Source organism: Streptomyces sp. R302 (assembly GCF_012927245.1).
Taxonomy (GTDB): domain Bacteria; phylum Actinomycetota; class Actinomycetes; order Streptomycetales; family Streptomycetaceae; genus Streptomyces.
This window is the reverse complement of record NZ_JABBGE010000007.1, coordinates 1-12,555: the sequence shown is the minus strand read 5'-3', so window position 1 is coordinate 12,555 and position 12,555 is coordinate 1. Positions and strand designations below refer to the sequence as shown.

At 70.8% G+C, this 12,555-nt stretch carries 11 protein-coding genes and 1 pseudogene; 8 read left to right on the top strand and 4 right to left on the bottom strand.

Annotated elements, in window-relative coordinates:
- Nucleotide 1 precedes the first annotated feature (1 nt).
- The 3 genes from HHL19_RS21775 (at nucleotide 2) to HHL19_RS21765 (ending at nucleotide 3,319) form a co-directional block, all read left to right on the top strand.
- On the top strand, nucleotides 2-2,047 hold the full coding sequence (locus tag HHL19_RS21775; RefSeq protein WP_169092010.1) for a hypothetical protein: 2,046 nt from the start codon (nucleotides 2-4) through the stop codon (nucleotides 2,045-2,047).
- Between the two features lie 186 nt (nucleotides 2,048-2,233).
- Nucleotides 2,234-3,007: a glycosyltransferase family 2 protein gene (locus tag HHL19_RS21770; RefSeq protein ID WP_169092009.1), complete on the top strand. Its 774-nt coding sequence runs from the start codon at nucleotides 2,234-2,236 to the stop codon at nucleotides 3,005-3,007.
- Between the two features lie 135 nt (nucleotides 3,008-3,142).
- Nucleotides 3,143-3,319 (top strand): hypothetical protein, encoded by a 177-nt coding sequence (locus tag HHL19_RS21765; protein ID WP_169092008.1) that lies wholly within the window; start codon nucleotides 3,143-3,145, stop codon nucleotides 3,317-3,319.
- A 96-nt stretch (nucleotides 3,320-3,415) separates the two neighbouring features.
- Here the strand turns inward: HHL19_RS21765 and HHL19_RS21760 are convergent, their stop codons facing one another.
- On the bottom strand, nucleotides 3,416-3,658 hold the full coding sequence (locus HHL19_RS21760; RefSeq protein ID WP_169092007.1) for a helix-turn-helix transcriptional regulator: 243 nt from the start codon (nucleotides 3,656-3,658) through the stop codon (nucleotides 3,416-3,418).
- Between the two features lie 822 nt (nucleotides 3,659-4,480).
- Here HHL19_RS21760 and HHL19_RS21755 point away from each other — a divergent pair.
- The 5 genes from HHL19_RS21755 (at nucleotide 4,481) to HHL19_RS21735 (ending at nucleotide 9,940) form a co-directional block, all read left to right on the top strand.
- Nucleotides 4,481-4,825 (top strand): trypco2 family protein, encoded by a 345-nt coding sequence (locus HHL19_RS21755; RefSeq protein WP_169091998.1) that lies wholly within the window; start codon nucleotides 4,481-4,483, stop codon nucleotides 4,823-4,825.
- Between the two features lie 216 nt (nucleotides 4,826-5,041).
- Nucleotides 5,042-8,290: a hypothetical protein gene (locus HHL19_RS21750; protein ID WP_169092006.1), complete on the top strand. Its 3,249-nt coding sequence runs from the start codon at nucleotides 5,042-5,044 to the stop codon at nucleotides 8,288-8,290.
- Nucleotides 8,291-8,971: 681 nt separating this feature from the next.
- Nucleotides 8,972-9,316 carry a hypothetical protein gene (locus HHL19_RS21745; RefSeq protein WP_169092005.1) on the top strand — a complete coding sequence of 115 codons (345 nt, stop codon included), beginning with the start codon at nucleotides 8,972-8,974 and terminating at the stop codon, nucleotides 9,314-9,316.
- Nucleotides 9,317-9,320: 4 nt separating this feature from the next.
- Complete coding sequence (locus HHL19_RS21740) at nucleotides 9,321-9,644, top strand: hypothetical protein (protein ID WP_169092004.1); 324 nt, start codon at nucleotides 9,321-9,323, stop codon at nucleotides 9,642-9,644.
- A 29-nt stretch (nucleotides 9,645-9,673) separates the two neighbouring features.
- Nucleotides 9,674-9,940: a hypothetical protein gene (locus tag HHL19_RS21735; protein ID WP_169092003.1), complete on the top strand. Its 267-nt coding sequence runs from the start codon at nucleotides 9,674-9,676 to the stop codon at nucleotides 9,938-9,940.
- Nucleotides 9,941-10,765: 825 nt separating this feature from the next.
- On the opposite strand, the gene HHL19_RS21730 is transcribed toward HHL19_RS21735, so the two are convergent.
- From HHL19_RS21730 to HHL19_RS21720, 3 genes and pseudogenes are all read right to left on the bottom strand, one after another.
- Nucleotides 10,766-11,062, bottom strand: coding sequence for a hypothetical protein (locus HHL19_RS21730; RefSeq protein ID WP_169092002.1), 297 nt, complete (start codon nucleotides 11,060-11,062; stop codon nucleotides 10,766-10,768).
- A 336-nt stretch (nucleotides 11,063-11,398) separates the two neighbouring features.
- A complete protein-coding gene (locus HHL19_RS21725) occupies nucleotides 11,399-11,932 on the bottom strand; it encodes a hypothetical protein (protein ID WP_169092001.1) in 534 nt (177 codons plus the stop codon).
- Between the two features lie 509 nt (nucleotides 11,933-12,441).
- Nucleotides 12,442-12,555: pseudogene (locus HHL19_RS21720) on the bottom strand (IS5/IS1182 family transposase); the annotation flags it as partial.

The window sequence follows — 12,555 nt, the reverse complement described above, 5'->3', positions numbered from 1 at the left end:
CATGTCCCCAGCAGGACCGGTCGTGGGACAGGAGAGCGGGGGCACCGGATTCGACACCATCGCCAAGGACGTCAAGTTCGCCGTCTTCGGCGACAGCGCGCAGGGCAGCGGCGTCGTCGGAGTGAGCGGGACGCCGAGCACGGAGGCGAAGGAGGTCGGTGCCGTGCTCGGCATCCATGAGAAGGACGGCGGCGTAGGGGTCCTGGGCTCCTCCCGCAGTTCCGGCACCGCCGGCACAGGAGTCCTCGGTACCAGCCTCGTCGGCGTCGGCGTGTCGGGCCTCGCCAAGGGGGCCGAACCCGGAGTGCTCGGCACCGGCACCCAGGGGCCGGGGGTGAAAGGCACGAGCCGCGGCGGCCCGGGTGTGAGCGGTGAGGGCACCGATCAGAGCCCGGGCGTCCTCGGCGCCGGCGGCGAGGGCCCCGGCGTGCAGGGGACGAGCGAGCGGGGCGCGGGCGTGGCCGGCAGCACCGAGGGCCCCGGCGCCGGCGTGTCGGGGACGGGCGTCGACGGCCCGGGCGTGACCGGAAGCAGTACCGGCTCGGGCCCGGGCGTCACGGGCGCCGGCGAGACCGGCCCCGGGGTCCGTGGCACGAGCGCCTCGGGCGCCGGCGTGACCGGCACCGGTGGCGGGGAGGGGGCGGGCGTCGTCGGCGAGGCCGGCGCCGGCGCCGGAGTCAGCGGTACGAGCGAGGAGGGCACGGGTGTCTTCGCCGAGACCCGCGGCGCCACGGCCTCGGGCGTGGAGGCGAAGGCGGTCGGCGGACCCGGGGTGACCGGGACGAGCACCGACGGACCCGGCGTCCAGGGCACCAGTACGAAGGGCGACGGCCTCAGCGGCCAGGGCGGAGGCGACGCCGCGGGCGTCAAGGGACACGCGACCGCCACCGGCCCGGGAGTCGCGGGCACCAGCGAACAGGGCGTCGGCCTGCGCGGCACGGCTGGAGCGGCGTCCGCGGGAGTGGAGGGCATCGCCTCCGACGGCGCGGGTGTGCTCGGCACGAGCACACAGGGAGCGGGCGTCTCCGGCACCAGCGAACAGGGCCCCGGCGTCCTCGGCGAGAGCGACAGCGGTGTGGGCGTCGAAGGGAAGGCCGGCGGAGCCGACCCCGGCGTACGGGGGACCGGCACCTCCGGCCCCGGCGTCTCCGGGACCAGCGACGCCGGCCCCGGCGTCCTCGGCACCGGCGATGACGGCGCCGGCCTCTCGGGCGTCAGCGACAGCGGCGCGGGCGTCCTGGCCGAGAGTACGAGCGGACCCGGAGTCTCCGCGTCGAGCACCACGGGCGCCGGCGTCACGGGCATCAGCGAGGAAGACGTGGGAGTCGCCGGCGAAGGCGGGGGAGCGCACCCCGGTGTGCGCGGCACCGGCGGCGACGGCCCCGGCGTGTTCGGCCGCAGCACGGACAACCACGGGGTGCAGGGCAAGGGCGGTCGCGAGAACGCCGGCGTCCTCGGCGAGTGCACCTTGGGGCCGGGCGTCAAAGGCACCAGCGACCAGTACTACGGCGTCGAAGCCCACGGCGCCACCGGCCTGTACGCGAAGGGGACGGAGAAGGCGGCGTTCCTGGACGGTGACGTCGTCATCACCGGGACGGTGTCCGACAGCGTGAACATCATCAGGATCGACCACCCCATCGAGCCCGAGAACCGCTTCCTGGTCCACGCGGCCGTCCAGTCCCCGGACCTGAAGAACGTGTACGACGGCACAGCGACCCTCGACGAACAGGGCCGCGCCACCGTTGAACTGCCCGAGTGGTTCGAGTCGCTGAACGAATCCTTCCGCTACCAGCTCACCGCGATCGGCGCCCCGGCCCCCGACCTCCACGTCAGCCGCCCCCTCACCGATCACACCTTCGCCATAGCGGGCGGCGGTCCCGGCCTAGAGGTCTGCTGGCAGGTGACCGGAGTCCGCTGCGACAACTGGGCCAGAGCCCACCCCCTGACCCCCGAAGAGGAGAAACCCCCGAACCAGAAGGGCCTCTTCCTCCACCCCGAACTCCTCGGCCACCCAACGGACCGGTCCCTCTCGAACTCGTCGAGGTAGTCATGGCGGGGTCCGGCTGCCGGAGCTGCGTGCGTGCGGGGTGTGGCGCAGGGGGGGGGCGGGCATGGCGGTGCCGACCGGCATCCGAAGCAGGCCGGGGCCGGCGACAACCACCTGCATGGCAGGTCCTCCTCGGTCGGGGTGCTTGAATGGACTGTCGTTCCTGGTCTTGTGAGGAGAAAAGCTGTGCCCCTGGTCTCGGTCGTGATGCCCGTGTACAACTCGGCGACGACCCTTGGCCCCGCCGTCCGGTCGGTGCTCACGCAGACCCACGCCGACCTGGAGCTGCTGGTCACCGACGACCAGTCTTCCGACGGCTCCATGGATCTGCTCCGCGAGTTCGCCGAGCAGGACGAGCGCGTCCTGCCGCAGTCGGCGCCCGAGCGGGGCGGCGCGGGCCGGGCCCGCAACCTCGCGATCGAGCGTGCCAGGGGCGACTACATCGCCTTCCTCGACAGCGACGACATGTGGCTGCCGGAGAAGACCGAGAAGCAGCTCGCCTTCGCCGCCGAGGGCACGGCGCCGCTCACGTTCACCTCGTACTTCAAGATGGACGCCGACCACACCGGCGAGAGCACCGACTGGGTCCCGAACGGCCGCGTGATCCGCGCGCGCGACCACGTGGACTACCGCGCGATGCTGGTCCGGGACTACATCGGCGCCCTCACCGCCATGTACGACCGCAGGATCCTGGGCACGAGGCTGATGCCGGAGATGCACAAGCGCCAGGACTACGCCCTGTGGCTGTCGATCATGCGGGACGGCGCAGACGCCCGCGGCCTGGCCGAGCCGCTCGCGGTGTACCGGGCCCACCAGGCGAACTCCCTGTCCTCCAACAAGGCGTCCTTGATCAAGTACAACTGGGAGCTGTACCGCGAACACGAGCACCTGTCCGTCCCCCGCTCGGCCCGGGCGCTGGCCGGCGCGGCGTGGCAGTCACTGCGCAACTCCCGGATCTAGCCCGGCGCCGTCCGGGGCGCGCAGGAACGGCGGGAGAAGCGGGGCACCGACGAAACGCGCGGGTCAGGACCACGGTGAGGTCTTTCGGTGAGGTGGGATCCCGACGGGGCAACGGCATGTCCGTGTCCTCAAGCCGTGCGCGTCATGCGCGTCATGCGCGTCATGCCCGTACGGGATTCTCCGGCGGACCGGACGGTGCGCGCCGGCGGCTCGACGAGCGGGTACGTCTCGGCCTCGCTGCGCGAGCCGACCGGCTGGGTACCGGTCTTCCCTTTCACGGTGGGCCGGATCCACGTCGCTGCGGCCCCCTGATGCCAGGGATGGACGGACGGCGCACCAGGAGGCACCGGAAGGGCTCGCGGCCATTGTCACGCTGACGGATCAGAGACGGCCCCGGCGCTGACCGGGTCAGCGGGTGAGCGCCGCGCCGAGTTCGTCGCGCCCGTCCGCTCCGGTCTTCCAGAAGACCGCCTTGAGGTGGTCGTCGACCGTGTACGCGGACAGGCCGAGGCGGCGGGCAATCTGCTTGACGGACGCTCCCGTGCGGAGCTGTGTGACGACGTCGCGTTCCCGCGGAGTGAGGGAGTACCACGCAACATAGGGACGGCAGGACGAGGTCCCAGGTGGCCCCCTGAACGACGAGGACGACATCGCCTGTGGCGCCCGCGTCGAGCACCTGGCCCTGGCAGGCGCTCCAGCGGCCGCAGGCCGGCCGCCGGCGGCGCGCACACCAGGGGGAGCGACCCGCCCTGACGGCGGGCTTCTGCCCGGGCACGCGCCGCCCACTGGTCCAGCCACAGCAGCGCCTGCGGGCTGACAGCCTTGATCCGGTGATCGGGGCCGACGGTGATCACGCCCGCCGCCAGAGGCGGAACCTCGGGGCAGAGCGGGCCGGCGGTCGTGTACCGGTGCAGGGCGGCCAGCAGCGCCGGTACGAGCCGGGCCGCCCGCTCGGCGTCGTCCTGGCCGAACGGCGCTGCACCCGCGCAGCGGAGCAGCCCGAGCGCTCCCCACACGCCCCGGCCCCCACGACGACGGCCGCGGGGTCCGCAGGAGCGTCTGAATCGCCGGACGCCGCGGGCCGCCTCCCAGATGCCGGTGCATGACGAGCTCCCTGACCAGCGCGGGGTCGTACTCGTGCCAGAAACTGAAACTGAGTCCTGGCTCGCCGCCGCGTAGAGGTCACGCGCCAGACGCCTGTCGTCGAAGAACGTGACGCCCAGATCGGTCCACTATCCCCGCAAATGTCGAGTGAGGCCCGGAGCGGCCGGGAACCCCGACAGGCAGACCTCGCCCGCGCCTCACCGTTCACGCGGTGTGAGAGCGAGGTCCGTCGCCCGGCAACCGGCGAGGAATCCGTGCGGAATCAGCCCCGCTACCAATGGATTCCGGACATCGGGTACGGACCGTGGCTCATGGGGTGGAGGTGTCCGACAGGCTTTCGCCGAGACGGCTGTGAGAGGTGGTGCGCGAGTGGACGAGTTGGAACTCCACCGGGCGGTGGGTCTGATCCGGGACGAGCTGGTTCGGGCAGCGGCCGAAGGTGCCGGAGAGCGGCTCCGTTTCGAAGTCGGGCCCATCGGCATGGAGTTCGCGGTCGAACTCCGCAAGGACGTAGCGGCCAAGGGCGGCTTCCGGGCCTGGGTGGTGTCCGCGGACGTCAACGCCGGGCTGTCGCGAACCACCACTCACCGCATCAACCTGACTCTCACGCCCGTGTACGGTGACGGGCAGCCGGTCCAGGTCTCGGAGGAGGTGCCCGGCGGTACGGGTGCCGTCGAGGGTGGCAGCCTGTTCCGGCCGCCCGCGTCCGGCTGACCCAGTCTCGGCCCGATGGACAAACGACGGGTGGTGGCTGTCCGGGCCACGTACGAAGGTCGGCCGACCCGGATCAGCTCCGGCTATGTGATCGCGCCCCGTCTGATCCTCACCGCAGCCCATGCCGTGCCGCCCGGTGCCAGGGCTGAGGTCCAGCCCCTCCAGGCGCCCGGACTGCTCCCGTGCACCAGCGTCTGGGACGGCCGGGAACGAGGATTGGACGCACTCCTTCTGGAGGTGCCGGCCCAGCACTGGCCCAGCCGGTTGAGCGACTCCCCCGTGCGGTACGGACGCCTGGTCACCTCCCTACCGGGAACCACGGCCACCGCCATCGGCTTCGCGGCGGCCGGGCGGACCGCCGGCGAGATCGAGACGACCCAGGTGAGCGGTGTCGTCCACCCCGGGGACGGCATGCTCGGAGACCGGTGGCGACTCAGTGCCCACGGTCCGGTCCCCGATGGGCCGGGGGCCTCGGGCTGGCAGGGCATGTCGGGGGCGGCCCTGTGGGCCCACGGGGTGCTCTGCGGCGTCATCACGGAGGACGCCGCGAACTGGGCCCACGGCAAACTCGACGCGGTCCCGGCGCACCGGCTGCTGCGGGACCCGGAGTTCCAGGAGGTACTCCGGGAACGGACCGGACGGACCGCGGTCGTGGAGCCCGTAGAGCTGCTGCACCTCAGCGAGTCCCCGGCTCCGCACCGGCTGCCGCGCTCCCCGGCCGAACTGCTGAGACCGCAGGTGGAGGCAATGCCCTTCATCGGCCGCACCGCGCTGCTCGACGAGCTCCGGGAATGGTGCGGGGGAGAGGGCGTCTCGGTACGGCTCGTCGTGGGACCCGGCGGCCAGGGCAAGACGCGCCTCGCGCGGGAGTTCGCCCGACGGCTCGCGGCCGAGGGCTGGGCGGCCTGCCAGTTCCGGGAAAGCGGCCCGGCGAGTGTCGGAGACGGGCACGGGCAAGGGCTGGCAGCCCTCGCCGCGGTCGATCGGCCGCTGCTCATCGTCATGGACTACGCCGACACCCGACCCTCGCTGATCACGGATGTGCTCCGGGTTCTGGAGGAGCGCCCCGTGGACGCTCCGGTCCGCCTCCTGCTGATTGCCCGCAGCAGCGGGGAGTGGTGGCAGCACCTGCCAGGAAACGGCCCCCGCAGCGCGGGGATTCTCGGCGGAGCCCGCGTGGTCCGGCTGCGGGACGCGGCGGAGGGCGCCTCCGAACGACAGCGGTTCTACCGCGCGGCGGTGACCTCATTGGCGGTGCGGCTCGCTCGACTTCCCGGTCACACGGAGACCGACTGGGAGGCGGCCGGGCGCTCGCTCGCTCCCGGGCCGGAGCATTTCGCGGGCGCCTCCTCGGGTTCGGCACTCGTCCTTCAGATGCGGGCACTGACCGACCTGCTGAACGCCGGCAAGGGACAGGGCCCCCGGATTTCCGGAACCTCCGACTCGGAGGTCGACGTGGAGAGCCTGCTGCTCGACCACGAAGAGGGCTACTGGCGGCGGACAGCCGCACAGTACCCAGCCCTCGCGGACCTCGAAGCCGGTGTGCTCGCCGAGGCCGTCGCCCTCGCGACGCTCACCCGGGTACGGAACGGGGACCGGGCCGTGCAGCTGCTCGCCACCGCCCCCGCGCTCGCAGGTCTCAGCGAGAAGGTGCTGACCGCCCTGACCCGCTGGCTGCGCGATCTCTACCCCGACATCAACGACTCCTACTGGGGCGCGCTGGCACCTGACCGCCTCAGCGAGTACCACGTGGCTCGGCGGGTCCACGGCGGCTCCGGTCTTCTGACGTCCCTCCTGCCGCAACTGGAGGAATCCGAGGCCGAACATCCGCTCACCGTCCTGGCCCGCGCGGCGGCGCTCCCGGTCAGACTGGACCCCGATCTCGCGGGGAAGATCGACGACCTGGTCCGGACGTTCCCTCGGCGACTCGTCGTGCCGGCCGTGACGGTCGCCGTACGGTCCGAGAACCCCGGAGTGCTCGTGAACCCCGTCAGTACGGTGGTGCAACGGGCCGACCTGCCGGTCGAGCTGGCGGAGCGCCTCCTCTCGGCCGTCCCCCAGCGCAGTCGGCTGCTGGGTGACGAAGCCGTCCGGCTCGCCGTGCGGCTCCGCGCGGTCCGGCGGAACCGGGTGCTGTGGCGGGCCGGCGGGCGCATAGGACCCGTCCGCGAGCGAGCGGGGTGGGCGGCCGCCGAACACGAGCTCGCGTTGAGGCTGGGCGCGATTCATCGCTGGGAGGAGTCACTCGCAGCGAGCAGCCGCGCGGTGGGGATCTACCGCGTGCTGGCCCATGGCTCCCCCGAGGAGTTCCAGAAGGATCTGGTGGACGCACTGAGCTTCCGGTCGATGGCGCTTTCGGAACTGGCACTCGACCAGGACGCGCTCGCCGCGGCGACCGAGGCCGTCACGATGGGCGAACGGCTGGTGGAGGAGGGCGGCGACGAGGAGGGGCATCACCGGCTGCGGCTGGCCGTCGCACTGAGCAACCGGTCCGTCCCGCTCGCCGCGAAGGGCGAACTGGCGGCGGCGCTCACGTCCTGCGAGCAGGCGCTCGACCTGTTGACCGGCCTGGCCCGGGACCGGCCCAGCGGCTACGACGAGGTACTCGGAGGCGTACTCCACAATCTGGCGAACCGCTACGCCGCCGTGTTCACCGCTGTCGAGGACGCCGCGAGGGTCAGCGGCCTCGCGGTCCAGGTCAGGCGCCGGCTCGCGCTCGCTGTACCCGATGCCCATCTGCGCGACCTGCTCGACTCGCTGCACAACCACGCGGCCGATCTGACCGCCGCTGGTGAGCACGTTCGCGCCCTTGAGGTCCTGGAAGAATGCGTCGCTCTCTCCCTCGAACTGGCCGAGGAGCGCCACTCGGTGCAACTGGCGCAGCTGGCCCGGGCCCTGTTGGCACAGGCCTCCGTACTCGACGAACTGGAGAGGTACACCGAGGCGCTGCTGTGCAGTGCGCGGGCGGTCCTGTTCTACCGTGCGCTGGCCGACCGACTGCCCGACAGGTACGAGCCGCACCTGATGAAGGCTCTGGGCGTCAACGCGGTGCTGGCTCTGCTGGCCGGAACCGACGCCGCCCGTTACGACGCCCTCATCGACGAACGCGACCGGCTACGTCGGCGCATCAGTGAGAGGGAGCACGAACGGCAGATGCACCGCACCCGCTGGCAGCGACGGCGGGACCGGACCGTCCTGGGCCTCCTGTGGGCCGGGCGCCTGCTGGCATCGCTCCCAAGGATCCGCGTGGCCATCGACGTACACCGGCCCGGGCCCCGGGTCCGGTCCATCGCACGCCTCCGGCTGCGCTGCTATCTCACCGGGCCGAATCCGCCCGCACTGCTCCGACCCGACCGCCCGAATCCAGTGCCACCTCAGGTGCAGCCGGACGACGCTGGGGACTTCCCGCGGGAGGACCCGGTTCAGGAGGGGGCCGGTCCGGCGTCCCCCGAGGGGCCGTCGTAGTTCAACGGAGTAGACCGTGTTGGGGGGACCCCACGCGTGCGGAGATGCTGACCGCAGCACAGGCGAACGCTCAGGGCAGGGTCGGACCCAGCTGCCACAAACGCTCGTGGACCAGCCCGACAGCACCCCGACAGCACCCGCTTCCGGCACCTCCCGCTGGTAGTCGCTCCTGGACGACCAGACACTCAGGCTCCCGCCGCCCGGAGGTTCCCAGGTACCCGACCGCCAGGTGCTGACCTCGACCTGTCGATCGGCTGGGACCGATTCGAGAAGCTCATCCTCGCCGTAGCGAGCAGGTTGTCGTCGTGCAGTGCGAGGACTACAAGACGTTCACGGCCGGCCAGCTGCGTGCTGCTGTCGAGGAGTTCGCCACCGGAGATCGCCCATTCGACGCCCGGTAGATGATCATCGCCACATCCGCCGGAACGGAACGCACCCAGCTCGCCGACGAGTTTCACCGCCGGCAGAAGAGTCCCCAGGACCTGGAACTGGATCTGTGGGGCGCCGAGCAGATCAACGACTTCCTAGCTTCCCAGGCCGATGTCGTTGCTCGTTTTTGGTCCCGTGAGACAGCAGAGTTCTTCTGTACCGGCACACCGCTCACCGGCGTACCCGCCCCCCTGCCCGACCGGCAGGGAACTGGCAGACCGCATCCTCTTGGGGCCACTCACCACCCGTGTCGTGCGACCGATCCTGCGCGCGGCAAAGGACGAGTACGCCACCGCGCCCGAACAATCGGCACGCAAGTACGGCGACATCGCCACCCGGATGGAAGACGCCGGCTTCCGTGGCCACGCGACCGTACTGCGCGAGCGGCAGCTGGAGGCCCTGCAAGCCGCAGAAGCACGAGACCACGCAGCCGATCTCGCCGCCCGCCTCGCCGCCGAAGCACTCCATGCCGGCGACAGGCACGAGCCGAGAAGGCTGGCGGGACTGCTCGACGAGCTCGCCCGCAAGGCAGAGGAAGCAGAGTTGCAGCAGGCCCCAGATCCGACGGCACGCACAAATCATCCGCACGGCCGTTGAAGCAGTGCTTCACTCCCTCGGCACGTCGTACGACACACTCGCCGATGTCCTGTACGCGGGGCCGGACCACCATGCCGCCTACCGGCCTGTCCTCTTCCTCCTCTCCGTCGAACGCCGCTTCGCCCTGGGGCACGATCTGCCTGCCAATCACCGGCTCCTCATCGACAAGGCTGTCCAGGAGGCCGAGGAACAGCGCCGGGACGACCACGACGACGACACCCTCGTCCGACTGCGCGCCTCATGCGAGCCGAATACGACGATGCAGAACGCCGAACCCTTCTCAAGGCGGCCCGAAACCAGACCGTCCCGGGACGGCACGCTGCGCTGATCAAGGCACGCGAAGCGCGAAGGAACTGCTTGGAAGGCAGGGCCGAGGAAGCCGTCGACGCCTGGCGGGAGGCAGTCGCCGACGCGATCCACGCCGGACTCACCCATGAGGCGGCCGACTGGCTCTACGCCATCCGCATGGCCAACGTGCGCTGCGGCTGGCGGTTCGGCTCCGTCTACTCCCCGGACATCCACGTCTCCCAGGCGCCCTGGGAGAGTATCGTCGAGTTCATGGAGGAAGTGCGTGCTGGAGTCAGCGCGCTCGGAATCAACCCCGACTTCATCCCCCGTGTCTGACCGGCCCCTGTCGGCCCCGGTCACCCGCGAGACGGTCTGGGCGAGCCCGGCGGAACGATGGCAGTGGGATTGTCCTGAACGGGCCCGAGACCGGAGCTGCGCCTGCACGCGGGCGGCGAGCTGATCACCATCCTGCGCCGCAAGGAAGCCGAAACACCGCGCCCCATCAACCTGGCCGCGGCGGCAGTGGCTTGGCTTGCGCGGGGATGGTTTCGAGGGTGGCGCGCCATCCGAGTCCGGGGCGGTGTTCATGAGAACCGGCGGGACCTACTGGCCGCTTCGTTCTGGTGGGTGGGAGACGCGTGATGGACCGGGTGCCGCGGACCGTACGCCGCCGTGATGCTGCCGGCGGGGCTGCCCAGCCCGTTGCGGGCGACCGCTGAGCCAGAGTGCACGGCTGGGTGCTGCGACTTCCTGACCGCGGTCGTGCAGCGGTTTGGCGACATCGTCCAGTGGTCGGAGGGGAGGTGCCGCAGTGGTCCCCGCTCGCCCCCGCCCCCCTACCCGCCGCCGGAACTCCACTTCGACGCACATCAGTACGACGCCGAAGCAACCCGCGCCGAGGCCGACCGCTGGTGGCAGGTGTACTCGTAGTCCACCGAGACGTCTCCCCGCCCACTCACAAGCTTTGCTCTCCGTGCCCGCAAGGGCGGCGTTCAGGTTGATCTGCTTCCTGCGCGGGTGGGGGAGGGATTCTGGTTCAGGTCGGTCATCGTCCGTGCGCGCTTCGGTGGGTGTCGGCCGGCTCTGTGCTGCTTTGGTTCGGCGGGCGCGTTCTTCGGGTCCCGGTCGCCGTGATCTCCGGGGGGCTCGGCGGCTGGCCGGTCAGTCTGCGATGAGTTCTGTCGCGCAACCGTCGGTGAATTCCTCCGCTTCTGTGCCCGACAGGCCCAGGGTCATCACGTAGGACCGTTCGCACAGTGCCTCGGCCTTGGTCCGGGAGATGTCCGGCCAGGTGCCTGTCTCGCGCAGTTCGACACCCGCTTGCCTGCCCTCGCGGTACGTGGCCGTTTCCGCTGGAGGCTCGCTCGCGGAGCAGGCCGCCGTAGCAGCGATCACGAAGAGGCCTGCGATACCCCTCAGGGCGCGCGTGCGTTCTCTGCCCGGGTTCCACCACACCATTTCCCACCCCATCGACGCGTGTTTCAGCTGGTCAACCTACCGTCCCGGCGGAAGTGGGTATGGGCTGGGTTGCTGGAGATCGGTCTGTGCCCGTGCCGTCCGTGGCGCCCAGTGGGCCACTGCCGTCGAGGATGCCGGGGTGGCCGCGGAACTCGGCGTGATCCCTTCCCGTGCGCAGGAGCAGGGCCCATCGCTTGAACCGCCGGGGATGGGCCCTGTTGCTGTGTACGCGTCAGACCGCCGTCGGCGAGCCAGCCGCACCCCGCTCCGCTTCGAAGCCCCGGCCTGCGTCTCCGTCGCTGCCGAGGGTGGCGCCCCAGTCGATGTCGTCTCTTTTCAGAGCACGGAGGGAATCCCGATGCCGTGGACGGCCAGGTATCGCTCCATCCGGGCCCTGAGTCCCTGCCGGCGCCTGGTCTTCACCGCAAGGGCGTAGGCAGACTTCCCGAAGGCTCCGGTCATCAGCAGGTCGAGATCGCCTCGTGCGAACAGCACGTCGTAGAACGGCGCGAGCGTCTCGTCCGTGTAGGCGAACTGGCTCATGAGCAGCTGCAACGGCGTTCCGTAGCCCTCCGCCACGGCGTTGACGTCGGCGCCGTCGTCGAGCAGTCGGCGCAGCAGCGGCGCTTCGAGTTCGGGAGCGAGATGAGCGCTGCCGAGCAGGACGTGCAGCGCGTTCACGCCGTCATGGGCCGTCGTCGCGTCGGCGCCGTCGTCGAGGAGGCGGTTCGCGATCGCGCTGCGCGCACCAGGGTCCACGTTCGTCAGCGCGCCCATCAGGACGCTGCGACCGTTCACCTCGGCGTTCGGCTGAGAAGGGTCGTACGCGTCGAGGAATTCGCCGAAGGAGGCCGTCTGCGCGGCGTACACGATGTCCATTCCACTCCTTCCGGGTCCGGGGCCGATCTGCGTCCCACACACCAGTCTCACTCACTGAGGGATCCGCATGACCGGCTGGATGCCGGCGTCCGGAGCACACTCTCGGCAAGCGAGCCGGGCACGGCTCGACAATCTCTTCCTGTGGTGACGCCCACCGCCAGGTTTCTGAAGTTGCCAGTCGCTTTGAACGGGGTGCTGTACCCGATCGCTGGAGCTGGCGAGTGTGCAGCCGGCTCCAGCCCGTCTGGTGTGCGGGAAGAGCCGTCGGCATGGCTGCTCGGAACGGCACGGACAGGGGCCGAGGTAGGTCATTTCAGCGTTGAGATGTCAGCCAGCGGGAGCGGAGCCGTTCGACGTACCAGGAGGGGAGAGAGCCGCCGTCAGTGCCTGAAAGCGTCTTGCAGGAGTGCCGTGCTCAGCTTCTTGTCCTTGATGTATGGGTTTTGGCTCGCGTCGAGCCCGAACAGCGCGTAGACGCGCTGGAGTCCTTACTGATCGTTTCAGAATGCGGTTCGGAGGCGGCGGAGACATACGAGGCTGCAGGCCAGTTCGAGCAGGCCCTGGTGGAGATCGGCGCGTCGCTCGTAGCGGGTGCGGAGTCGTTTGAACTGGTG